17 protein-coding genes are annotated in these 22420 nt (G+C 45.2%); 11 read left to right on the forward strand and 6 right to left on the reverse strand.

Going from position 1 to position 22420, the window contains the following annotated elements; translation table 11 throughout:
- Positions 1 to 66: 66 nt before the first annotated feature.
- Together E0Z06_RS01905 and putA are read right to left on the reverse strand one after the other, a co-directional pair.
- The gene (locus E0Z06_RS01905) at positions 67 to 1203 is read right to left on the reverse strand and encodes an HD-GYP domain-containing protein (protein ID WP_132581397.1); all 1137 of its coding nucleotides are present in this window, start codon (positions 1201 to 1203) and stop codon (positions 67 to 69) included.
- 173 nt (positions 1204 to 1376) lie between these two features.
- A complete protein-coding gene (gene putA / locus E0Z06_RS01910; RefSeq protein ID WP_132581399.1) occupies positions 1377 to 5147 on the reverse strand; it encodes a bifunctional proline dehydrogenase/L-glutamate gamma-semialdehyde dehydrogenase PutA in 3771 nt (1256 codons plus the stop codon).
- Between the two features lie 131 nt (positions 5148 to 5278).
- Between putA and E0Z06_RS01915 the strand changes: the two genes are divergently transcribed.
- Positions 5279 to 5785 (forward strand): Lrp/AsnC ligand binding domain-containing protein, encoded by a 507-nt coding sequence (locus E0Z06_RS01915; RefSeq protein ID WP_132581401.1) that lies wholly within the window; start codon positions 5279 to 5281, stop codon positions 5783 to 5785.
- Between the two features lie 6 nt (positions 5786 to 5791).
- On the opposite strand, the gene E0Z06_RS01920 is transcribed toward E0Z06_RS01915, so the two are convergent.
- Positions 5792 to 6394, reverse strand: coding sequence for a TIGR04211 family SH3 domain-containing protein (locus tag E0Z06_RS01920; RefSeq protein ID WP_132581403.1), 603 nt, complete (start codon positions 6392 to 6394; stop codon positions 5792 to 5794).
- 133 nt (positions 6395 to 6527) lie between these two features.
- Here E0Z06_RS01920 and E0Z06_RS01925 point away from each other — a divergent pair, with 133 nt between their 5' ends.
- Entirely contained in the window at positions 6528 to 7430 is a 903-nt protein-coding gene (locus tag E0Z06_RS01925; RefSeq protein ID WP_132581405.1) for a CYTH domain-containing protein, read from the forward strand.
- A 13-nt stretch (positions 7431 to 7443) separates the two neighbouring features.
- Entirely contained in the window at positions 7444 to 10272 is a 2829-nt protein-coding gene (gene glnE / locus E0Z06_RS01930) for a bifunctional [glutamate--ammonia ligase]-adenylyl-L-tyrosine phosphorylase/[glutamate--ammonia-ligase] adenylyltransferase (protein WP_132581406.1), read from the forward strand.
- Here the strand turns inward: glnE and E0Z06_RS01935 are convergent.
- The 3 genes from E0Z06_RS01935 to tolC all read right to left on the reverse strand — a co-directional run bounded on the left by E0Z06_RS01935 (position 10259) and on the right by tolC (position 13247).
- Positions 10259 to 10846 (reverse strand): TcpQ domain-containing protein, encoded by a 588-nt coding sequence (locus E0Z06_RS01935; RefSeq protein ID WP_132581408.1) that lies wholly within the window; start codon positions 10844 to 10846, stop codon positions 10259 to 10261. The genes glnE and E0Z06_RS01935 overlap by 14 nt on opposite strands.
- A gap of 2 nt (positions 10847 to 10848) precedes the next feature.
- Positions 10849 to 11781, reverse strand: a complete 933-nt coding sequence (gene lpxL, locus E0Z06_RS01940; protein WP_132581410.1) for an LpxL/LpxP family Kdo(2)-lipid IV(A) lauroyl/palmitoleoyl acyltransferase — start codon at positions 11779 to 11781, stop codon at positions 10849 to 10851.
- A gap of 107 nt (positions 11782 to 11888) precedes the next feature.
- A complete protein-coding gene (tolC, locus tag E0Z06_RS01945; protein ID WP_132581412.1) occupies positions 11889 to 13247 on the reverse strand; it encodes an outer membrane channel protein TolC in 1359 nt (452 codons plus the stop codon).
- 119 nt (positions 13248 to 13366) lie between these two features.
- Between tolC and nudF the strand changes: the two genes are divergently transcribed.
- The 8 genes from nudF to E0Z06_RS01985 all read left to right on the forward strand — a co-directional run bounded on the left by nudF (position 13367) and on the right by E0Z06_RS01985 (position 22418).
- On the forward strand, positions 13367 to 14014 hold the full coding sequence (nudF, locus tag E0Z06_RS01950) for an ADP-ribose diphosphatase (protein ID WP_132581414.1): 648 nt from the start codon (positions 13367 to 13369) through the stop codon (positions 14012 to 14014).
- Positions 14004 to 14444 carry a DUF1249 domain-containing protein gene (locus E0Z06_RS01955; protein ID WP_207903124.1) on the forward strand — a complete coding sequence of 147 codons (441 nt, stop codon included), beginning with the start codon at positions 14004 to 14006 and terminating at the stop codon, positions 14442 to 14444. Before nudF ends, E0Z06_RS01955 begins: the two co-directional genes overlap by 11 nt.
- On the forward strand, positions 14444 to 15220 hold the full coding sequence (locus E0Z06_RS01960; protein ID WP_132581416.1) for a metallophosphoesterase: 777 nt from the start codon (positions 14444 to 14446) through the stop codon (positions 15218 to 15220). The genes E0Z06_RS01955 and E0Z06_RS01960 overlap by 1 nt, the downstream gene beginning before the upstream one ends.
- Positions 15220 to 15792: a YqiA/YcfP family alpha/beta fold hydrolase gene (locus E0Z06_RS01965; RefSeq protein WP_132581418.1), complete on the forward strand. Its 573-nt coding sequence runs from the start codon at positions 15220 to 15222 to the stop codon at positions 15790 to 15792. The genes E0Z06_RS01960 and E0Z06_RS01965 overlap by 1 nt, the downstream gene beginning before the upstream one ends.
- A gap of 35 nt (positions 15793 to 15827) precedes the next feature.
- Entirely contained in the window at positions 15828 to 17723 is a 1896-nt protein-coding gene (gene parE / locus E0Z06_RS01970; protein ID WP_132581420.1) for a DNA topoisomerase IV subunit B, read from the forward strand.
- A 27-nt stretch (positions 17724 to 17750) separates the two neighbouring features.
- The gene (locus tag E0Z06_RS01975; protein ID WP_132581422.1) at positions 17751 to 19160 is read left to right on the forward strand and encodes a tetratricopeptide repeat protein; all 1410 of its coding nucleotides are present in this window, start codon (positions 17751 to 17753) and stop codon (positions 19158 to 19160) included.
- Positions 19161 to 19163: 3 nt separating this feature from the next.
- A complete protein-coding gene (gene parC / locus E0Z06_RS01980; RefSeq protein WP_132581424.1) occupies positions 19164 to 21452 on the forward strand; it encodes a DNA topoisomerase IV subunit A in 2289 nt (762 codons plus the stop codon).
- 219 nt (positions 21453 to 21671) lie between these two features.
- On the forward strand, positions 21672 to 22418 hold the full coding sequence (locus tag E0Z06_RS01985) for a 1-acylglycerol-3-phosphate O-acyltransferase (protein WP_132581426.1): 747 nt from the start codon (positions 21672 to 21674) through the stop codon (positions 22416 to 22418).
- Positions 22419 to 22420: the final 2 nt, after the last annotated feature.

Below are 22420 nucleotides of genomic sequence, written 5' to 3' on the forward strand. Positions count from 1 at the left end.
GCAATTTTAGCAATATTAGTTGTCGCACATAACTTAAACAAGTCTATCTATTCGTGTTTATGCTGGCTAAATATAGTTGCGTACATCGAGCCCATATTTTTTTAAATCGATACAGCTGTCAATCTGTTCTTCTTGTTGGCGTGATAAGTCGAGTATTTTAGGCGGCAAATGGTGCTGATGTACGCTGTGATAAAACACCTTCACTTTAGGCAGAAGCGGTTTTTTCGCGTTATTTTCTAGCACTAACGCTAGCTTACCACTTGTTAATTTTACTACCGAGCCTGGTGGGTAAATGCCAATACATTTAATAAATAATTGCAGTAGTTCGGGATCAAGTTTGTGTGGTGTGCGCTCTAGTAATAAACGCGATGCTGCTAGTGGGCCAATTTTGCTAGTTAAAGGCGAGGTGAGTTTTTCATAACTATTCACTATAGCTAACATGCGGCTGCCTTTAGCTATTTGTGGCGCACTAATTTTTGGTGAGCCACTACCATCAAGATGGGCACAGTGCTGACTGATCCATAGTGAGATTTCGCCAGCCAGATCGTTCGTTTTTTGTAGTGTATTTAAGCTGGCTGGAATAGCGACATAATCTTCAGCGCTTAAATTATCGGTATTTATTGCTTTGCCTATATCGTGCAATAATGCGGCCGTAATCAGCGCCTGTATTTTATGGGTTGGCTTATTAAGATATCGAGCAAAGGCTGCCATATAGACGGCACAGCTAATGCTATGCTGCAGTAAGTTATCGCTTTGCTCTGCAATACGGTTTAAACATAACAATACGTCTTGGTTGCGACTAATAGAATCGGCTAACCCTGCGCTAACTTCGTGCACTAAAGTAAGGTCAATATTGCTGTCGTGGCGCACGGCGTCGAGTAACTGACGTTGTACTTTTTGCGTTTGCAACAATGCGCGTTCAGCTTTTGGCCATTCGTTACTAAAGGCTACTTTTATCGTCGGTATTGCTGGGTCTTCAGGCGCATCAATTGTGGTTAGCGGAGTCTCTATTTGTGCTATTGGTAGTTTTTTATCTGGGTCGATCAGGAGTATTTGCACGCCTTTATTACGCAGCATAGCTATAGCATCGCTGGTGCGAACCCAGCCGGCATGTTTGACGATAACTTCACCAGTTTGCTTCAACACTTGGACGACATAACTTCCAGGTTGCAAATCAGTAATACTAACTTCCTGATACGCCATTTTGCGCCTTACTTTCTCCATATATAACCAAGCAACATAACATAACAGATTTTGCTTAACTATAAGTTAACAATGAGTTGATTTGTGACAACTTTGCGATAGAGAGAAGTATATACCAAAAAAAGCCCGCTATTGCGGGCTTGAGTATTGAAGCCTAGTTGTAAAGTGTTAGCTTAATTGTCAGCCATCGTCATTAGCGACGCATTGCCGCCCGCGGCAGTAGTATTAATAGTAACGGTCTTTTCCGTAACTAACCGCTGTAATAAGCGCGGGCCAGCTGGCGAGGTAATCAGCGGCAGTATTGCGCCTTCGCGTGCAGCCAGTAACTCGGCGCATAACGGTTTTACTGCACTGCTTACTTCGACCATTGCGCCCGCTAAATCTTGATGGGCCAACAGCGTTGTTAAACAGTCTAAACGCACTACGGCTAGCAAATTTTGTGGCATACCGGCAAGTTGCAAAGCTTTAATACAGGCTTCTGCTTCTACTATATCGGTTTCTTCTACTGCAGTTATTACCGCATTACCTGCCGCTAATGCGGTAATAATGGCCACTAACCAGTATTGGAACGAACTAGACTCATCACGTACCAGCGCCAAAATACCGCGCGGATCGAGTACTAAAGTATTACTCTCACCGGTAGGGCCTGGCAACGTGGTTGGTTTTTGCAGCTCTCGCTCTACCCGTTGTAATTTTTGTTGCGCTAGTGTTAGCACTTGCTCTAAGTCAGGCTCTTGCTTATTAACTACCGTGCTTGATGCAAGCGACGCAAGAAATTGCCGTAGTACTGATATACGCTGGCTTATGCTCTGTTGCGCCCACTGCTGTTGCGCTAGCAAAGCGGTTGGCATGGCATAAGCAACCGCATTGCTGGTTGTCTCGCTTAGTAAACTATTGCGCTTTTGTTCACTAAGTTCAGCGCAGCTAACGTCCAGATTATCTTTTACTAAACGGGTTAAATATAACGGGCCGCCGGCTTTAGGGCCAGTACCCGATAACCCACGACCACCAAATGGCTGCACACCAACCACGGCACCAATCATATTGCGGTTTACATAAATATTGCCGGCTTTAATTTCGCGAGCAATACGGTTAGTAAACTGCTCAATACGGCTATGCACACCCATAGTTAAGCCATAACCGGTGGCGTTAATTTGGTTAATAATGTTATCTAGCTCATCAGCTTTAAAGCGAATAATGTGTACTACTGGGCCAAATACTTCGCGCTCTAATACCGTCAGATCACTAATTTCATATAACCGTGGCGCAAAAAAGTAATGCTTGTCGCCAGCAGGTATTTTGCATTCGTAATGTAACGTGGCTTTATCACTTAAATACTGTACGTGGCTGGTTAAGCGCTCATGCGCTTTGGCGTCAATAACTGGGCCTAGATCGGTGCTTAACCACGTTGGGTCGCCAACATGCAGTTCTGCCATGGCGCCTTTTAACATAGTGATAATTTTGTCGGCAACGTCTTCTTGTAAAAACAACACACGCAGTGCAGAGCAGCGCTGACCAGCGCTTTGAAAACCGGATGAAATAACATCGTCGACCACTTGTTCAGGTAGAGCTGTCGAGTCAACAATCATACAGTTTTGACCACCAGTTTCAGCAATAAGCGGCACTGGTTCACCGCCGCGCTCAGCAAGTTTACGGGCAATCCAACAACCGGTTTCGGTAGAGCCGGTAAACATAACGCCTTGAATACGGCTGTCGGGTACTATGTGCTCGCCCACTTTGCTACCTGGGGCAATAACTAACTGCACGACGTTTTCTGGCATGCCACATTCGCGCATAATTTCTAGCGTACGCACTGCAATTAAGCTGGTTTGTTCAGCTGGTTTTGCTACTACGGTATTACCTACTACTATGGCGGCCGCAACTTGGCCTAAGAATATCGCCAGTGGGAAGTTCCATGGGCTAATACATAAAAATACGCCCCGCGCTTGCTGTGGTTGCGCATACAGTGCTTCAGCACGGGCGGCATAGTAACGACAAAAGTCTATTGCTTCACGTACTTCGGCTACGCTATCACCTAAGGTTTTACCGGCTTCTTTTACACACAGTGCAAGTAGTTCGTTACGGTGTGTTTCTAAGGCATCACCAACACGACGTAGCAGTGCAGCGCGTTCGGCAACGTCAGTAACTGACCAACTGGTAAAGGCCGTTTCTGCTTGGCTTAATATCAGTTGCATCTGTGCTTTATCAGCAAACTTTAGGTGGCCGACAACTTCATCTAAATTAGCTGGGTTGGTTACTGCTTTGCTATCAGCCGGCGCTTGCGCTTGTTGCACTAGCTGAAACCAGCTATCCATCGCCGCTTTTACGGGCTCGATTAAATCGATATCGGTTAAATCGAGGCCATTAGAGTTTTTCCGCTCGGTGCCATATAAGTTAGCCGGCAGTGGAATATGTTGATTGCGCTTTTTGCTCCAACCACGAACCATTTCAACCGGATCGGTCAGTAATGATTCTACTGGTATAGTTTCATCAACAATATTATTTACAAATGAACTATTAGCGCCATTTTCTAATAAACGACGGACTAAATACGCTAATAAATCCGAATGTTCGCCTACTGGCGCATAGATCCGACATGGAATTTTGTCTTTAATAACAATTTCATCGTATAAGGCATCGCCCATACCGTGCAGGCGCTGAAATTCAAAGCCGGTGTAGTCGTTGGTCATTTCCATAATCGTAGCGACGGTGTACGCATTGTGCGTCGCAAACTGGGGATAAATGCTGTCGCGGTAACTCAGCATTTTTTTCGCACAAGCTTGATATGACACATCGGTAGAAGGCTTGCGACTAAACACGGGAAAGTCAGTGAAGCCTTCAACTTGGCTAAGCTTAATTTCGGTATCCCAATAGGCGCCTTTTACTAAACGTACCATCATTTTACGGCCAACTTTAACCGTTAAATCGCGAAGCCATTCAATAACATGCAGGCCGCGCTTTTGGTAGGCTTGCACCGCTAAACCAAAGCCTTCCCAGCCATCTAGTTCAGGATCGCTAAATACAGCAGCAATAATATCAAGCGAAATATCCAAGCGGTCCGCTTCTTCGGCATCAATAGTAAAACCAATGTCGTGAACCTTTGCCGCTAATGCCAGTTGTTTAACTCGAGGCACTAATTCTGTTATCACCCGATCGCGATGGCTAAATTCATAGCGCGGATGAATAGCCGATAATTTCACCGAAATACCCGGGCTATTATAAGGGCCTCGGCCTTTAGCTGCCTTGCCGATGGTGTCAATTGCGCGCATATAGCTATCAAAATAGCGATCGGCATCAGCCATGGTGCGGGCACCTTCGCCCAGCATATCGTAAGAGTATCTAAAGCCTTTACTTTCCATCTCATTAGCACGGTCAAGCGCTGCGCCAATGGTCGTACCCATTACAAATTGCGCGCCCATAATTTGCATGGCATAACGCACGGCTTGGCGAATTACAGGTTCACCTAAACGACCACAGGTGCGTTTTAATAAACCGAATTGGTGTTTTTTCTGATCATCAGAATAGTTAACTAACTTGCCGGTAAGTAATAAGCCCCAGGCTGACGCGTTAACAAAAAGAGAGCTGCTATTACCAAGGTGTGAGCTCCAATCGCCTTGCGATAATTTATCGCGGATCAGGCGGTCGGCCGTCGTTTTATCTGGTACACGCAATAAAGCCTCAGCTAGGCACATCAGCACCAAGCCTTCTTCAGTAGATAAAGAGAATTCATTCAGCAGTGCATCAACACCACCTTTACCCACCTGCGCTTGGCGAATGGTCAGCACTAACTGGCGCGCACGCTCCCAAGCTCGGCTGCGGGCGTTGACACCGATATCAGCCAGTGGTAATAGGTATTCCAATACCTGATCTTCATCAGCACGATAGAAATCACGAATAGTTTGACGCAGCGGTTGGGTGGCAACCAGGGAACCGTTATACAACATGGCAGTTAGCTTCCTGACAAAGATAAGAATGCGGCATTTTAGTGAAAACTCCGCAGCATAGGGTGGTTATTTTTGTCATTTAACCCTATATAATTCTGACAAAACCATAAGAAACCGGAAAAATTACTGTTATGAATATTCCTGTGAAAAATAAAACGCTGGACCGAATTGATCTCAGTATTCTGGATACCTTGCAGCGCGATGGCCGTATAGCGAATGTCGATTTAGCTAAAAAGGTTAATTTAAGTGCAAGCCCCTGTATTGACAGAGTAAAACGCTTAGAAAAAGAAGGCTATATCGACGGTTTTGGTGCCCGTTTAAATGCCGCCAAACTGGGTTATGGCACTGCGGCCTTTATTCAGGTTACCTTAGACAGAACTACCAGCGAAGTATTTGATAAGTTTCGTGATGCGGTAGTAAATATTCCACAGGTAGCAGAATGTCATATGGTGGCCGGTGGTTTTGACTACTTGCTAAAATTAAGGCTGCCTAATATGGATGCTTATCGCAGTATTTTAGCGGTGATTGTTGATTTGCCAGGGGTAGCGCAAACACACACTTATGTGGTGATTGAGCAAGTGAAAAACGATCGAGGTTTACCACTTAAAGCAACAGATAGCCCGCAGGTAGCGGGCTAATCTATATTACATCCAACGCTCGCTATCACGGTTTTTCGGTAACAATAGTGGTAAAATAAGGCCAAAAATAAGGCCAGCTAACAAGATAAGTGAGCCAAGTACCATCGGTTTTTCCCAAATAGAACCTTGGGTATTTTCCAATTGCACTTTTAGCTGTTCATAAGCACGGTTAGCCTGCTCAAGTTGCTCTTGCGCAGTTTGACGCTCGGCAACTGCTTTATTTAATTGGCTATTTAACTCATCACGCTGTTGTTCCAATGCCAATGTTGCTTCATTATGATTGGCATATTTGGCTTTTAACTGTTCAAGCTGTGATGCCAAACCTGGTGTGTAGGTAACATGCTCTTTCGGCAGCCAGCCGGTTTTATCATCCACCTGAATTTGTACATAACCGGTATCGGCATCTTGCGCCAAGTAAGTCACACTTTGCCCGGCATTAACGGTACCAACAATACGGAATTGATTGCTTGGGCCTGAATGCAAATAAACAAACAGCGAATCGCTAATGTAGGCCGGTTTGCTTTGTGCTTGAGCGTCATTGATAAAGGAAAAAGTTAAACAGCATGCTGAAAACAATACGAGCATGGAGCTTTTAATTAATTTGAACATAGTGATCCTAAGCTTATTTTTCTAAAAACCGCCTTGCAGCCAACACCTTGGATGATAGGGAGTTGCATAGCAATTGACAAGGTTTAAAACGGTTAACACTGTTGCACACCCACTTTAATAAACAGAGTAGCAGATGAGTAATGAACTTGAACTGAAGTTTTTAATGTCACCATCACACTTAGCGCAGCTAGTGACGACATTACCACAGTTGGCGCAAATACAAAGCAGTGATACTACAACACTGCTTAATGCCTACTTTGATACCGCAGAGCATTGGTTTCGCGGCCATGATATGGGGCTGCGTAGCCGACTAAAGCGCGGCAGTTACGAGCAAACAATTAAACTATCCGGTGCGCAACATGGTGCAATGCAAATGCGCCCAGAATATAACGTAGCCTGCAGTACAGTGTTACCGCAATTGTTAAATTTTCCAGCGCATATTTGGCCGCAAAAAACCGATATTAGTGTATTACAAGCTCAGCTTATCGAGTTATTTCGCACCGATTTTAACCGACAAAGCTGGCTGCTTAAATGTACTGATGGCACCGTTATTGAATTGGCCTATGACCAAGGCCAGGTTATTGCTAACCAGCAACAACAAGCTATTGCAGAGCTGGAGTTAGAGCTAATAAGTGGTAATGCCGAGCAGCTGTTTATACTCGCTCGCCAGTTGCTACAGCTAATACCGCTGCGTACCGGCTGGCAAAGTAAAGCCGCGCGCGGTTATAGGTTAGCGGCAACACAAGATGTAGCGCTGCCGTTAGTGGGAGAAAATACATTGCTAGCACAAATATCTACTTTGCAGCAGGCAGAAGCTTGTTACATGCAGCAAGGCGGCAGAGTTGCGCTAACTATGTCGGCAAATGCACTATTTGCGTTGGCAAACTTAATGCAAAATATTCCGGTATTGCAGTCTTTTAGCGTATCAGCCATTCGGCTTGCACAGGCGTTGCCTAACAACGCTGAACTATTTGCTGGGCAAGAATATAATTTACTCTTGCTTACGCTTTCTGAATACTTATTTAAAAATGCCTAAGCGGGAGTTGCCGATGAGCAAAACTGATAATAAATGCACATCAAGTAATGCACTAGCCAACTATCTTACTCAGCAGCTAAGCAGCTTTGAGCTAACCTTATTGTCAGTTGCGCAGCAACAACAGCTGGCTAGCTTAATCAGCGCTAGTAGTTTTATCGGTCGCACTTTGCAGCAACAACCGCATTTATTGCCTGAGTTTTATGATCCGCATACTTTAATAACCGCGCTGCAATATAATACCGACTTACACGATAACCTTAATACGCAAGATGAAGCTGGCGTGTTTGCGCTGTTACGCCGTTTTCGCAATGCTCAACTATGCCGTATCTTTGCGGCTGATATTTTGCAGTTGCAAACCATTACCGATAGCCTGCAACGGGTTTCGCAACTGGCTGATCTGACCATTAACGCGGCGTATAATTGGGTATATCAGCAGCTTATAGAGCAGTGGGGCACGCCAGTAGACGACCAAGGCAATGCAATGCCATTACTTATTTTGGGAATGGGTAAGCTAGGCGGTGGCGAACTAAACTTTTCATCTGATATCGATCTTATTTTTACCTATCCAGCTAATGGCGATACACAAGGTGGGCGGCGTAGCATTGAACATCAGCAGTTTTTTACCAAACTAGGGCAAAAACTTATTGCTGCGCTGCATCAGGTAACCGCGGACGGTTTTGTTTATCGAGTAGATATGCGCTTGCGTCCGTTTGGCGACAGCGGCCCGTTGGTACTGAGCTTTGCCGCAATGGAAGATTACTATCAAGAACAAGGCCGTGAGTGGGAACGTTACGCGATGCTAAAAGCCCGCATACTTAACCCTGATGGGGTGCACAGTACTGAGTTAACCCAGCTGCTTAAACCCTTTATTTACCGGCGCTATATCGACTTTTCAGCAATTGAATCATTGCGCCGCATGAAGCAGCAAATAGAGCAAGAGAACCGCCGTTTAAACCGTAGAGATAATATTAAATTAGGTGAGGGTGGTATTCGTGAAGTTGAATTTATCGTGCAAACTTTACAACTTATTCGCGGCGGGCGTATTCCAGCAATGCAGCAGCCGTCGTTGCTTAAAGCGTTACAGGTGCTTGCAGCAGAAGATATATTAAGCGCCGAACATGCCGGCCAATTACGCGAAGACTACCTATTTTTACGCCAAGTTGAACAAGCGCTGCAGGGTATAGATGATCAGCAAACCCAAACCTTACCTCAGAACGCGCTGTTACAACAGCAATTATTAGTGGCACTAAAGTTTGAACATTGGTCGCAACTACAGCAGCAAGTAGACGCTGTTATGGCTAGTGTACATCAGCAGTTTAAATTAGTTATTGATACCGGCGACGAAGCCGAACCGCAAGAACTAACCTTAGGCAAACTGATATGGGATAGCGAACAACCGGCACAAGAGTTAGCTAGCCAGATAGATTGGCTAGGCCCAGAGCAAGCAATAGAGCTTATTGAACAATTACAACAATTTAAGCACGACTGTCAAAAGCGCAGTGTTGGCCCGCGCGGCCGAGACTTGTTAGCCAAGCTTATGCCGCTATTGCTATATATGTTACAACAGCAGCACGCGCAACCTAGTGTGCTGGCGCGGGTATTAGGCGTGTTTCGACAAGTAGTTACCCGTACCGCTTATTTAGAATTACTGTTTGAAAATAGCCCAGCACTGCAACAATTAGTGCTGTTGTGTAATCAAAGTGGTTGGCTAGCTGAACAGCTAGCGCGTTACCCAATGTTGTTAGACGAGCTAATCGATCCCGCACAGTTATATCAAGTGGCCACTGCTGCCGATTTTCGTGATCGGTTGCGCCAGTATTTACTGCGAGTGCCCTCAGATGACTTAGAGTTACTGATGGAAACGCTGCGTCAGTACAAACAAGCACAACAACTACGGATTGCGGCAGCGGATATCAGTGGCGCTTTACCATTAATGAAAGTAAGTGATCACCTTACCTGGTTGGCTGAAGTTATTATGGAACAAGTAGTAGAACTAGCTTGGCAGCAAATGGTGACGCGCTACGGCATGCCGGCTAATGCAAGTATAGAGGACAAAGGGCTGGCGGTGTTGGCTTACGGCAAACTAGGCGGGCTTGAACTGGGTTATGGTTCAGATCTCGATTTAGTTTTTGTGCATAATTGCGCGAGTGAACAACCTACTAACGGCGGCCGAGCTATTGATTCCAAACAGTTTTATTTAAAGTTGGTGCAGCGAGTGGTACATCTATGCACGACTCGTACGAACAGTGGGGTGTTATACGATATAGATACACGACTTCGGCCATCGGGTAACTCTGGCTTATTAGCTGTGCATATCGACACTTACGGTCAGTATTTACAACAAGAAGCTTGGACGTGGGAGCATCAAGCTTTAGTGCGCGCTAGAGCCATTTACGGTAGTAGAGAATTGCAGTATCGCTTTGGCCAAATTCGTCAGCAAATTTTAAGCTTACCGCGAGATTTATCTAAATTGCGCCAAGACGTGATCGATATGCGTGATAAGTTGCGTCAGCATCATGGCGCTAATTTAGACGACCCCAAACACAGTGTTGGTGGCATTATTGATTTAGAATTTATCAGCCAGTACTTAGTGCTGGGGTATGGCGCAAGCTATAGTAATCTTTATCAGTATAGCGACAATATCCGCATTTTAGACGCCGCTGCTGTGGAGGGGTTATTAAACCTAACACAGGTTGAACAGTTACAGCAGGCTTATCAATTACTGCGCGGTGCTGGGCATCGGCAAACGCTGGCGCCGGTTACCTTGCCATCATTAGATAGCTTGTTAGACGCAAGGCAGCAGGTAGAGCAAGTATGGCAGCAGTTATTTAATCCCGCATAGGTGGTGTGTTGGCTGGCATACAATATTGTTGTAAGTGTGCATTAATTTTGTCGGTAATTACTGCTGCACGTTCACGCGGGCAATAAAATGCTAGCACTGGAGACTGAAAGTCGGGTGCTATAGCAACAGCAATTTCGTGGATAGTTTCTATTAACGTGGTTTCAGTTTGAAAATATTGTTTTACCACGTAGTCTCTTGGCAAGGTCCAAAACAGTGCAATGCCTTCTGCCTGAGCAAATTCAGTAAGCTTATTTTTTACCGTTTCACCATCGCGAAAACGACGATCAACTACGGTACCTCGCCAATTCACATCGCCAGGCACCACGACTCTACTGCGTTGTTGCAATAGCTGCGTCAGTTTGTCGCTGGTATCGGGCAGGGCTATTTTAAACTTGGACAGCTCTTTTACACCAACGCTAATAGAGCTGCGAACTTTACTATAAAAATCACTAAAACCTTCAGCAGCAACGTTGGCTGAATTTTTACGGATTAAAAAGTCGGGCTTAGTGAAAATACCATAAGCCAGTGCAGCCAGTATAACGAATAAGGTTAGGTTGCGGATCCAGAACCACATAGTTACTTTCCTTTATATAAAGATGGCGCACTAACATCGGGACGAGTTTTAAACCGACGATGTAACCACATGTATTGTTCTGGGTAACGCAACACAGCTTGTTCTACCCATTGGTTTACTCTGGTCACGTCGGCTTTATCATCGCCAGTAGGAAACGGACTTAGTGGTTCAAGTATATCTATCTGGTAGCCTTTATTTCCTGCTAAACGACCCGTAATCACCGGAATAACCACACAATTAGCCGCGTTAGCAAATAATAGAGTACCCGTGGTAGTAGCGGTATCTTTTACAGCAAAAAAGGGCACAAATTCTGCGCGATTACGACCATAATCTTGATCTGGCAAGTAAAAGCAGACTTCTTGCTGGTTTAATGCGGTAATTAAGCCTTTAACATCACGCTTGCCAACCATATATTTATTAGCTTTGTTACGGCCATGGTATTGCAGGTAATCCATTAACGCATTGTTATGGGGCCGATAAAAGCCGACGCTAGGGTGAGTTAAACCAAACACGCGACACGCCGCTTCTAAATGTAAAAAATGTGCAGCGAGTAATAATACGCCTTTGCCTTGTGCTGTTGCAGCTTGAATATGCTCGTAGCCGTTAACTATGCCTAAATTTTTAAAGCGCCAATTTGGCCACCACCAACCAATTACCGTATCAAATAACGCACGGCCGGTTTCTTCGAAGTTACGTTTTACTAGTGCCTGTTGCTCTGCTTTAGGCATATCCGGAAAGCACAATTCAATATTGCGCAGCGCAACTTTACGCCGCGAGGTTAGTGTTTTAAATAGTAAACGGCCAAAACCCGTGCCTAAGGCCATTAATGCTGAATACGGTAGCCAGCTAACTAACCCAAGTAGTGCGACACCTAACCATAACAACCAATACTTGGGCAGCAAAAAACGCCAACTAAACTGCGGAGCTTTAACCACGCGATATCCTCAGCAAAAAAATATGTACTATTGTAACGAAAAATACCGGCGGGAACAGTGAAAAGAGTTAACAGGTTCACCGCTGGCGCGGTGAACCTAAACTTAGGTTAACTGGTAAGTGCCTGATTAATGCTTTGTAAGTCTTGCTCAGACAAGTTACCTGCAGCTTGCTTTAATGCCAGTATGGCAATAACGTAATTGTAACGAGCGCCTGATAAATTACGGCGTGCTTCAAACAAGTTACGCGTACTTAGCAATACGTCTACTATGGTACGTGTACCCACTTCAAAACCTGCTTCCGTAGCATTTAACGCGCTTTCTGCAGAAATAACCGCTTGCTCTAATGCGCGAATAGTCGCGATGTTCGCGTTAATGTCATTAAATGAGCTACGTACTTGGCGTACTGCGGTACGGTAACTCATCTCTAAATCTTGGCTAGCGGCAACATAATTAGCACGGGCGACTTCAGTTTGCGCCGTTGTTGCACCACCACTATATATAGGTACGCGTAAGTTAATACCTACCGATTTACTATCAAGCCTAGGCAAGTTAGAGGTGCTAGTAACACCAGCAATAGTATTTTTAGATTCATTATCATTAGTACCTAGTGCGCCGTTAAGGCTTAGTGTTGGGTAATGGCCAGCACTGGCAATATCTATAGCATTGTCGGCAATTTCTAATGCTAGTTTATTCGCTTTAAGGCTTAAGTTCTTTTCTTCGGCTAGTTTCACCCATTCATCAGCAGAGGCAGGAGAGGGTGCTTGAGTAGAAAATTTGTCGGTATTTAGTGTTGCAAGCTCGGCGTGGTATTGGCCAGTAATTTCGCGCAATGCTTCACGCGCCGTTTCTAGTGCGTTTTGTGAGGTGATTTCACGCGCGACGGCGCTATCAAACTGGGCTTGAGCTTCATGCACGTCAGTAATCGCCGTTAAGCCTACAGCAAAGCGCTGCTTAGTTTGTTCTAGCTGGCGCTCAATTGAGCGCTTTTCTGCTTCAGCAAAACCTAGGTCATCACCGGCTTTCAGTACGTTAAAATAGGCTTGTGCTACCCGAACTATTAACGCTTGTGAGGTGGCGTCTAAGTTAGTTTGACTTTGTAATGCGCGTTTCTCAGCGGTATCTAGGTTTTTCCAGTTATTCCAGTCAAACAATGATTGCTGCAGTGCTATTTCTGCTCCCCAGCCTTTAGACTCGCTATCGACAATAGCTAGATTATCATTGATAAAGGTAGTGTTATCCGCCCAGCGACGGTTGTAACTGCCAGTTAAATTTACTTGCGGCAGTAAGCTGGCTTTACTAATATCAATTGCTTCACGCGATGCATTACGAGTAGCAACCGCTTTTAGTAGTTGAGGATCTTTTTGCACTGCCAACTGATAAATATCTTGTAAATCTGCGGCAAAAGCTTGCTGGCTGAACAAGCCAAACGAAGAAATTAATAGGGTGCTTAATAAGGTTTTTTTCATTTCTACCAATCCTGGCCATATAAAAGGAAACTGCACAAATAATACTCTGTTACAGTAAACTACGTAATCTTTAAACCGTAAAGTTATGCGCAATAGTGTAACAGAATGTGAGTGCCGTTATGTCTAAATTCAACTTTGCCCAGTATCCCTCATTTGGCCAGCAAGATCTGGAAATTATCGACAAAAGCACTGTTTTTCAGGGTTTCTTTCGCTTAGAGCGCTATACCTTGCGACATAAATTATTTAATGGCGGCTGGAGCACGCCAATGCAGCGTGAGGTGTTTGAGCGAGGCCATGCGGTGGTGGTGCTGCCATATAATCCACAAACTGATGAATTAGTGTTAATTGAGCAGTTTCGCATTGGCGCCGCAGCCACTAGCGCCAGCCCATGGTTGTTAGAAGCGATTGCCGGTATGGTTGAAGCGGGTGAAAGTGCCGAGCAGGTGGCGGCACGCGAGGCAGAAGAGGAAGCCGGGCTAACAATTACTGAGCTATGGCCTATGCTTAGCTACCTATCCAGCCCCGGTGGCACTACCGAGCGTATTCAACTGTATTTAGGCCGTTTAACACAACCGGTACAGCAAGGAATTTTTGGTTTGGCTGAAGAGCATGAAGATATTAAAGTGCATTTGGTGTCACTTGCCGATGCCATACAACTATTGGCAGAGCAAAAAATAGATAATGCAGCGACAGTTATTGCCTTACAATGGTTAGCGTTAAATGTAGCTAAAGTAAAACGTAGTTGGGGAGCAGGAAGTGTGGTTTAAGCGCCAGAAGTATGTACCAAAATTACCCGATTTTTTGGCACTGTGCGAACGTAATTATGCTCAGCTAAACCGCTATTTGGCAAATGATGCTGAAGATGGCCAGTCAACGCTTATTCAGGTGTCTGAGCAGCATCAATACCGTATTAGCGTTACTGACGTAGCGCGCTTTACTACCACATTGCAAATTGAACTAGTCGATAATCAGCAGCAGTTTTTTCGCCCGCATTTTGTCGTGCGCTTGTATCATGATGCCAAGTTAGCTGAAGTGTTAGCGTGTCAGCAGATTAGTCAGTTTAAAGCCCGTTATGACTATCCTAATGTTGATATGCTATTACCCGATGAAAAACGACAAATAAACTTGTTGCTGCGCGACTGGCTAAAGCTTTGTGCGCAGCAGGGTTATATTAATCGCGAGTTGGCGTTCGGTTAATGCAGTATGTTTTCGCAACTAAAGCCCAGTATCGACTAGCGCAAATTACTGATTGCCATTTAATGGCCACGGCGCAGGATTTTTATAAACAGGTGCAGCCGGCGCAACATCTTGCCGCTATTGTAGCACAGCTTATGATTGAACAGCCCGATGCCGTATTGCTAACCGGTGATGTTACTCAAGACCATAGCCGTGCGTCGTATCAGTTACTAAGCGACATCATGGCGCCGCTGAACTGCCCAGTATTTTGCCTGCCAGGTAATCATGACGATATTGCCGAGCTAGAGTGGTTATGCCAGCACGCGCCATTTCGGCCTGAACGCAGTGTGCAACTGGCTGGTTGGCAATTATTGCTGCTTAATACCAAAGGCGACACCCCAGCCGGTGTGTTTGGCGTGACACAGCAGCACTGGTTAGCTAGTCAATGTCAGCGCAGTGCGGCTAACGCGCTGTGGTTATTTTGTCATCATCACCCAATACCGCTTAACCAATTTATAGATAAACACGGCCAACAACAGCAAGCCGAGCTTTGGCAGTTAATCAACGCCGAACCGCGTATTCGCGGTATTGCACATGGTCATGCCCATTATGCGCATCAGCAATACGTGCAAGGGGTAAATGTGGTAGGCTGTCCGGCCAGTTCGGTGCAGTTTTTACCTACTTCTGATTGGCAAACCGTTGATAACGGGCCGCAGTGGTGTGACTGGACATTTAACGCTGATGCCAGCGTAAACTGGCAATTTCGCCGCTTAGCTTTAACTGAAAAGATCGATTAATGAATAACAAAGTAGTGTATTTACATGGTTTTGGTAGCTCTTCTGGTTCAGATAAAGCCAGATTAACCGCTGAGTATTTTGCTAAACATTATCCACACATTGAATTTACTGCCTTAGATTACCCTTATGATCCGGCTGCAGCCTTGGCATTAATTCAGCAGAATATAGGTAATCGACGTGACGTAGCCTTAATTGGCAGTTCGTTAGGCGGCTTTTTAGCAACCTGTATTGCCGAGCAAATACAGTGTCGTGCTTGTTTAATTAACCCTGCCGTTATGCCGCATCAGGTGCTAAGTCAGCATCTTGGCCGCTATTATCATCCGGTGTTACAGCAGCATTTTGATGTTACGGCTGAACATATGCAGGTGTTACAACAAATAATGCCATTACAGCTGCACCAGCCAGAGAATTATTTGGTGCTGTTGCAAAGCGGTGATGAAGTGTTAAATTACCGACTTGCGCTAGATTACTATAAAGGCGCACAGATAAAACTGACTGAAGGGGGCGATCACAGCTATGTCGGCTATGCCGCAGAGCTAGACGCTATTGCCCACTTTTGCCAACTTGCGTAAAACGCGCTTAATCCTATCCGCCAGTGACCGAGACTATGACATCACAACAGTATAATGCCGATTCGATTGAAGTGCTGACCGGGCTTGAACCCGTGCAGCGACGCCCCGGAATGTATACCGATACCACAAGGCCTAACCATATGGGTCAAGAGGTTATTGATAACAGCGTGGATGAAGCCTTAGCCGGCCATGCTGATACGGTACAGGTTATTTTGCATGACGATCAGTCGCTCGAAGTTATTGATAACGGCCGTGGTATGCCGGTAGATATTCACCCAGAAGAGGGTGTAAGTGGCGTTGAGCTTATTTTTTGTCGCTTGCATGCTGGTGGTAAGTTTTCCAACAAAAGCTATCAGTTCTCTGGTGGTTTGCATGGTGTGGGCATATCGGTCGTTAACGCCTTGTCTAATCGAGTAGACGTTACCATACGTCGCGATGGCAATATTTACGAAATGGCGTTTGAACACGGACAAAAAGTGTCTGAGTTAAGTATTACCGGCGCTGTAGGTAAACGTAACACCGGCACCCGCGTGCGGTTTTGGCCTACCGCGTCTTATTTTGACTCACCAAAATTTTCTGTCAGCCGCTTATTGCATGTATTAAAAGCCAAAGCCGTATTATGCCCAGGTTTAACGGTTAGCTTTGATGACAAAATAAACCAACAGCAATACCAATGGTGCTATCAGGCAGGTATTAAAGATTATTTGGCCGAGTCGGTAAAAGACTATATTTGCTTACCTGAACAGCCGTTTGTTGGCAGCTATAGCGCGGTTACTGAAACAGTAGAATGGGCGCTGTTATGGCTACCTGAAGGCGGCGAGTTAGTAACGGAAAGCTATGTTAACCTGATACCCACCGCGCAAGGTGGTACGCATGTTAATGGTTTACGCCAAGGCTTGTTAGATGCACTACGCGAATTTTGTGAATTTAGAAATTTACTACCACGCGGCATTAAATTGTCGGCGGAAGACATTTGGGATCGCTGCGCGTATATCCTGTCGTTAAAAATGCAAGACCCGCAGTTTGCTGGGCAAACTAAAGAGCGTTTGTCGTCACGTCAGTCTGCAGCCTTTGTTTCCGGCACAGTAAAAGATGCCTTTAGCTTGTGGTTAAACGAACATACCGATATTGCCGAAACGCTGGCTGATTTTTGTATTAATAATGCAACTAAACGGCTTAAAGCAGCGAAAAAAGTTATTCGCAAAAAAATCACCTCGGGCCCAGCGTTACCCGGCAAATTAGCCGACTGTTCAATGCAAGATCTTAATCAAACAGAACTGTTTTTAGTCGAAGGTGACTCGGCAGGTGGCAGTGCTAAACAAGCACGTGACCGGCAATTTCAAGCGGTTATGCCGCTGCGCGGAAAAATACTCAATACCTGGGAGGTAGATTCAGGGCAAATTCTGGCCTCACAAGAAGTGCACGATATTTCTGTCGCCATTGGTATTGACCCAGATAGCGCCGATTTAACCACGCTGCGTTACGGTAAAGTCTGTATTTTAGCCGATGCCGACTCTGACGGTTTGCATATAGCTACCTTATTATGCGCGCTGTTTATGCGCCATTTTCGCAGCCTAGTTGAAGCCGGGCACGTTTATGTCGCCATGCCGCCATTGTACCGGATTGATATTGGTAAAGAGGTGTATTACGCACTGGATGAAAGCGAGAAAAACGGCATTATCGACCGAATTGAAGCCGAGAAAAAACGCGGTAAAGTAAACGTACAGCGCTTTAAAGGCTTGGGTGAAATGAACCCATTACAACTACGTGAAACTACGATGGATCCTAATACCCGACGTTTAGTGCAGCTAACTATAGATGATGTGGCGCAAACGATGGAAATTATGGACATGCTGCTAGCGAAAAAACGCGCTACTGATCGGCGCGAATGGCTAGAACAAAAAGGCGATAAAGCCGCAATTACGGTGTAATAATAGTGAATTTAGGGTGCTAATGCCGTGATTAAGTATTTTTCTGTGCTAGTGCTCAGCTATGCTCTGTGGTTAAGCCCCGCAGCGGCGAACTCGTCTGAATTACCTGCTTGGTTAGCGCAGGTAGCGGCGCAAAAGCGTCAGCAGCCTGAAGCTATGCTGGCGCTATTGCAACAGCATCAGGCCGATATTGCTAACTTGCCACTACAACAGCAAGCAAATTGGTATTATCAACAAGCCGAGTTATTTAATGTGTTAGCGCGGCATCAAGATCAGCAGCAAGCGGCGGAACAAGGGCTAAAGATACTTGGTGATCAGCAATCCGTGCTTAAAGTGCAGCTGTGGTATCAGCTTGGTTTCGCTTTTGAAATGCAAACTAATTATCAAGCTGCGCAGCAGTATTATCAGCAAGGTATTAGCCTAGCCACCTTATTAGATGACGAAGTTCAAGTGTTGTATGGGCAAGTGAATTTAGCGGCCACGTTTAATAATCAAAACCAAGAGCAACGCGCGCTAGCGCTGTTACAAGCCACTTATCAGCAAGCGCAGCGGTTAAATGATGTTCCGTTATTGGCTGAAGTGAATGCTGAGCTTGGGCTGCTGTATGCGTCACTCGCTTACGATAACGAAGCGATAGACTTACTAAATAAAGGCCTAGAGCTATTTGAACAGCTAGGCTGGCATGCCAAACAAATAACTGTACTATTTAATTTGGCCCGTACTTATGGTTATCAGGGCCAGCATCAACAAGCGCTAAACACATATAATAAAATGCTCCAAAAATGTTTGCAGATAAACGATAGCGTAAATTTATACCATGCGTACTTAGGCCTAGCTATTACCAGTAGCAATATGGGTAGCAGCGAGGCGGCGTTAGCTTATGTTGATAAAGCTGAGCAGTATTTAGCCTTACAGCAATCAACCGCCCATGTTTTTACACATCATTATGAGAAAGCGTTAATTTTAAACACATTAAAGCAAACCTCGTTGGCATTGCAGCAAGTTATGCTGGCAGAGCAAAATATGACCGCAGAGGGTGTGGCTGAAGATAGCCCAGCACGGCTTAACGTGTGGTATCTAAAAGCGGAGCTACTGGCACAACAAGGCGAATATCAACAGGCCTATCAGCAGCTAATACCCTATATCAGCGTAGTTAAAAGCGTACAAAACCATGAAAGTGACTTAGCATTACAGCAGCTTAAAACCGAGTTTGATATTGAACATCAGCTCGAAAAAAAACGCTTGCTACAACAAGAAAATGAACAACAAGCCAAACAATTAACACAAGTAGAGCGCAGTAGTCAGTTGCAACTAATCTGGTTAGCCATTTTAAGTTGTAGCTGCGTAATATTAATGCTGTTATTACTGTGGCAAATACGCATTAGCAAAACAAAAAATACGGCCATTAGCGACAATGCACCCGGACAGACAGGATAAGTTATGACAGAAACCGTAATCTCATATGATGGCGTAGAGCAGTTACCGCTGCGTCGTTTTACTGAAGAAGCTTACTTAAACTATTCCATGTACGTCATTATGGACCGTGCCTTGCCGCATATTGGTGATGGTTTAAAACCGGTGCAACGGCGCATTATTTATGCGATGTCTGAATTGGGCTTATCGCATCTGGCTAAATTTAAAAAATCTGCCCGTACTGTCGGTGACGTGCTCGGTAAGTTTCACCCGCATGGTGACTTCGCCTGTTACGAAGCTATGGTATTAATGGCGCAGCCGTTTTCTTATCGTTATCCGCTGGTTGACGGGCAAGGTAACTGGGGTGCGCCGGATGATCCAAAATCGTTTGCCGCTATGCGTTATACCGAGGCTAAATTATCGCGTTTTGCCGAGGTGCTATTATCTGAACTTGGCGCAGGCACTACCGATTGGCTACCTAATTTTGACGGTACCTTAGAAGAGCCCAAAGTACTGCCGGCGCGGTTACCGCATATTATGCTTAACGGCATTACTGGTATTGCTGTGGGTATGGCGACGGATATTCCGCCACATAACGCCCGCGAAGTTGCCTATGCCTGTGCGGCACTACTTGATAACCCGCAAAGCAGCGTTAGCGATTTAATGCAGTTTGTAAAAGGGCCGGATTACCCCACCGATGCCGAAATTATTAGCCCAGCACACGAGCTAGCGGCTATTTATGAAACTGGCCGTGGTAGCGTAAAAATGCGCGCTCTTTATCAGCAAGAAGACGGCGACATTGTTATTACCGCGCTACCGCATCAAACGTCTGGGGCAAAAATATTAGAACAAATTGCTGGCCAAATGCAGGCAAAAAAACTGCCAATGGTTAGCGATTTACGCGACGAGTCTGATCACGAAAACCCCACACGTATTGTTATAGTGCCGCGTTCAAACCGCATTGATATTGAGCAATTAATGCAGCACTTATTTGCCACTACTGACTTAGAACGCAGCTATCGGGTTAATATTAATATTCTCGGTTTAGACAATCGACCACGGGTTAAAAACCTATTAGAAATACTTAGCGAATGGTTAGTGTTTCGTCGCGACATAGTGCGTCGTCGTTTGCAGTTTCGTTTAGATAAAGTATTAGACCGTTTGCATGTGTTAGAAGGTTTATTAATTGCCTTTTTAAATATTGACGACGTGATCCGTATTATTCGCACCTTTGATGAACCCAAAGCCGAGTTAATTGCTTTTTTTGGTGTTACCGAGCGCCAAGCCGAATCTATTTTAGAGCTAAAGCTACGCCATTTAGCTAAGCTAGAAGAAATGAAAATTCGTGGCGAGCAAGATGCGCTAGCCAAAGAGCGAGACAAGCTTCAAGGCATTTTAGGCTCAGAGAAAAAGCTAACCAAACTTATTCGTGACGAGCTAATGGCCGACGCAGAAAAATACGGCGATGAGCGCAGAAGCCCAATTGTGGTGCGTGGTGAAGCCAAAGCCTTAAGTGAAAAAGAGCTATTACCTAGCGAGCCGGTAACAATAGTGTTATCCGAAAAAGGCTGGGTGCGCTGTGCCAAAGGCCATGATGTGGATGGTAACGCACTAAGTTATAAAGCCGGTGATGCCTATAAAGCCATGGCTAGTGGCCGTTCTAACCAACTTGCGGTATTTATTGACTCGTCAGGTCGCAGTTTTGCTACCGAAGCACACGAGTTACCCTCAGCGCGTGGCCAAGGCGAGCCGCTAAGTGGTCGTTTTGCTGTAGTTGCTGGCGAGAGTTTTGAGCACGTATTATTAGGCGATGAAAAACAGGCGCTATTGCTCGCCAGCGATGCAGGCTATGGCTTTGTCGCTGAATACAGCGATTTATTAAGCCGCAATAAAGCTGGTAAAGCACTATTAAGCTTACCGGTAGGCGCTAAAGTGCTGGCGCCGATGGTGGTTAAACAGCCTGATACTGACTTAGTTTTATGTATTTCTAACGAAGGCCGCATGCTGGTGTTTCCGGTGGCCGATTTACCTAAGTTAAGCAAAGGTAAGGGTAACAAGCTGATGTCGATACCCTCAGCGCGTGCCGCTAGCCGAGAGGAATTTGTTACGCAGTTAGCTATAGTGCCAGTAACAGGCAGCGTAACGTTGGTGGCGGGTAAACGTAAACTAGGGCTAAAAGCTGACGATTTGGCGCATTATCATGGCGAACGTGGCCGCCGAGGTAATAAACTACCGCGTGGTTTACAACGCATAGATGATGTTATTGTTAATCAGCAAGCTGAAACGAACAACGATCAACCTAGCGACACAGAATAAACTCAGTATAATAATGCACAGGTTTAAAGTAGCGCAAATGCGCTACCGCATTACTTACACCAACATGTGGTAAACCCATCCGTGGGGACTGGTTTTCGCCCATCTGGGGCTACAACGGTTGGCTTAAAGTAACGTAGTTTCTCTTAAGCCATTATTAATACTTTTTTTTAAAAAAAACCTCAGTGTCTTAGCGAGTAAAGCGGTAAATTGGAGAGTTTGGTGATAGCGGTCGTACGATTAATTTTATTAGTATTGTTTTTTATTTTTAGCACCATTGCTGGGTTATTAATTTGTTTGGTTCGGCCATTTCACCCTAATAACGTCGCCATATTTTCTAAGTGGTACGGTAAGGTATCGTGGATTTTTGGCCTTGAAATAGAAGTGCGCCGTCATAACGGCGAGTTTATTGGTCAGCCTTGTGTGTTTATTGCTAATCACCAAAATAATCTCGACCTATTTACCATTAGCGGCGCTGTTGAACCACGCACGGTAACTATTGGTAAAAAAAGCCTAAAATTTATTCCGTTTTTTGGTCAGCTATATTGGCTAAGTGGTAATATTTTGATTGACCGGCAAAATAAAAACCGTGCGCTAGGCACTATGCTAGGCGCGGCCGAGCGCATTGGCCGCGATAATATTTCAGTGTGGATGTTCCCTGAAGGCACCCGCAGTTATGGCCGTGGCTTATTACCCTTTAAAATGGGTGCCTTTCATATTGCGCTAGAAGCCAACGTGCCAGTAGTGCCAGTATGTATGAGCAGCACCCACGGTAAAATTAAATTAAACCGCTGGAATAATGGTAAAGTTATTGTGCAAATACTGCCACCACAAACCTTCTTGCGCGAACAGCAAAATATTCGTGAGTTTGCGCAAAATATTCACCAGCAAATGCAAAGCCAAATTCAACAGCTTGATGCCGAGCTTGGCAACGATTACACTGCCGATAATATTAAAGCTAAAGAGTAATT

Source organism: Rheinheimera sp. D18 (assembly GCF_004345025.1).
In the GTDB taxonomy this organism is placed as follows: Bacteria; Pseudomonadota; Gammaproteobacteria; order Enterobacterales; family Alteromonadaceae; genus Alishewanella; species Alishewanella metallidurans.

Coding starts and splice junctions, on each gene's coding strand:
- E0Z06_RS01905 (WP_132581397.1), bottom strand. CDS start 1,203: ATGGCGTATCAGGAAGTTAGTATTACTGATTTGCAACCTGGAAGTTAT.
- putA (WP_132581399.1), bottom strand. CDS start 5,147: ATGTTGTATAACGGTTCCCTGGTTGCCACCCAACCGCTGCGTCAAACT.
- E0Z06_RS01915 (WP_132581401.1), top strand. CDS start 5,279: ATGAATATTCCTGTGAAAAATAAAACGCTGGACCGAATTGATCTCAGT.
- E0Z06_RS01920 (WP_132581403.1), bottom strand. CDS start 6,394: ATGTTCAAATTAATTAAAAGCTCCATGCTCGTATTGTTTTCAGCATGC.
- E0Z06_RS01925 (WP_132581405.1), top strand. CDS start 6,528: ATGAGTAATGAACTTGAACTGAAGTTTTTAATGTCACCATCACACTTA.
- glnE (WP_132581406.1), top strand. CDS start 7,444: ATGAGCAAAACTGATAATAAATGCACATCAAGTAATGCACTAGCCAAC.
- E0Z06_RS01935 (WP_132581408.1), bottom strand. CDS start 10,846: ATGTGGTTCTGGATCCGCAACCTAACCTTATTCGTTATACTGGCTGCA.
- tolC (WP_132581412.1), bottom strand. CDS start 13,247: ATGAAAAAAACCTTATTAAGCACCCTATTAATTTCTTCGTTTGGCTTG.
- nudF (WP_132581414.1), top strand. CDS start 13,367: ATGTCTAAATTCAACTTTGCCCAGTATCCCTCATTTGGCCAGCAAGAT.
- E0Z06_RS01960 (WP_132581416.1), top strand. CDS start 14,444: ATGCAGTATGTTTTCGCAACTAAAGCCCAGTATCGACTAGCGCAAATT.
- E0Z06_RS01965 (WP_132581418.1), top strand. CDS start 15,220: ATGAATAACAAAGTAGTGTATTTACATGGTTTTGGTAGCTCTTCTGGT.
- parE (WP_132581420.1), top strand. CDS start 15,828: ATGACATCACAACAGTATAATGCCGATTCGATTGAAGTGCTGACCGGG.
- parC (WP_132581424.1), top strand. CDS start 19,164: ATGACAGAAACCGTAATCTCATATGATGGCGTAGAGCAGTTACCGCTG.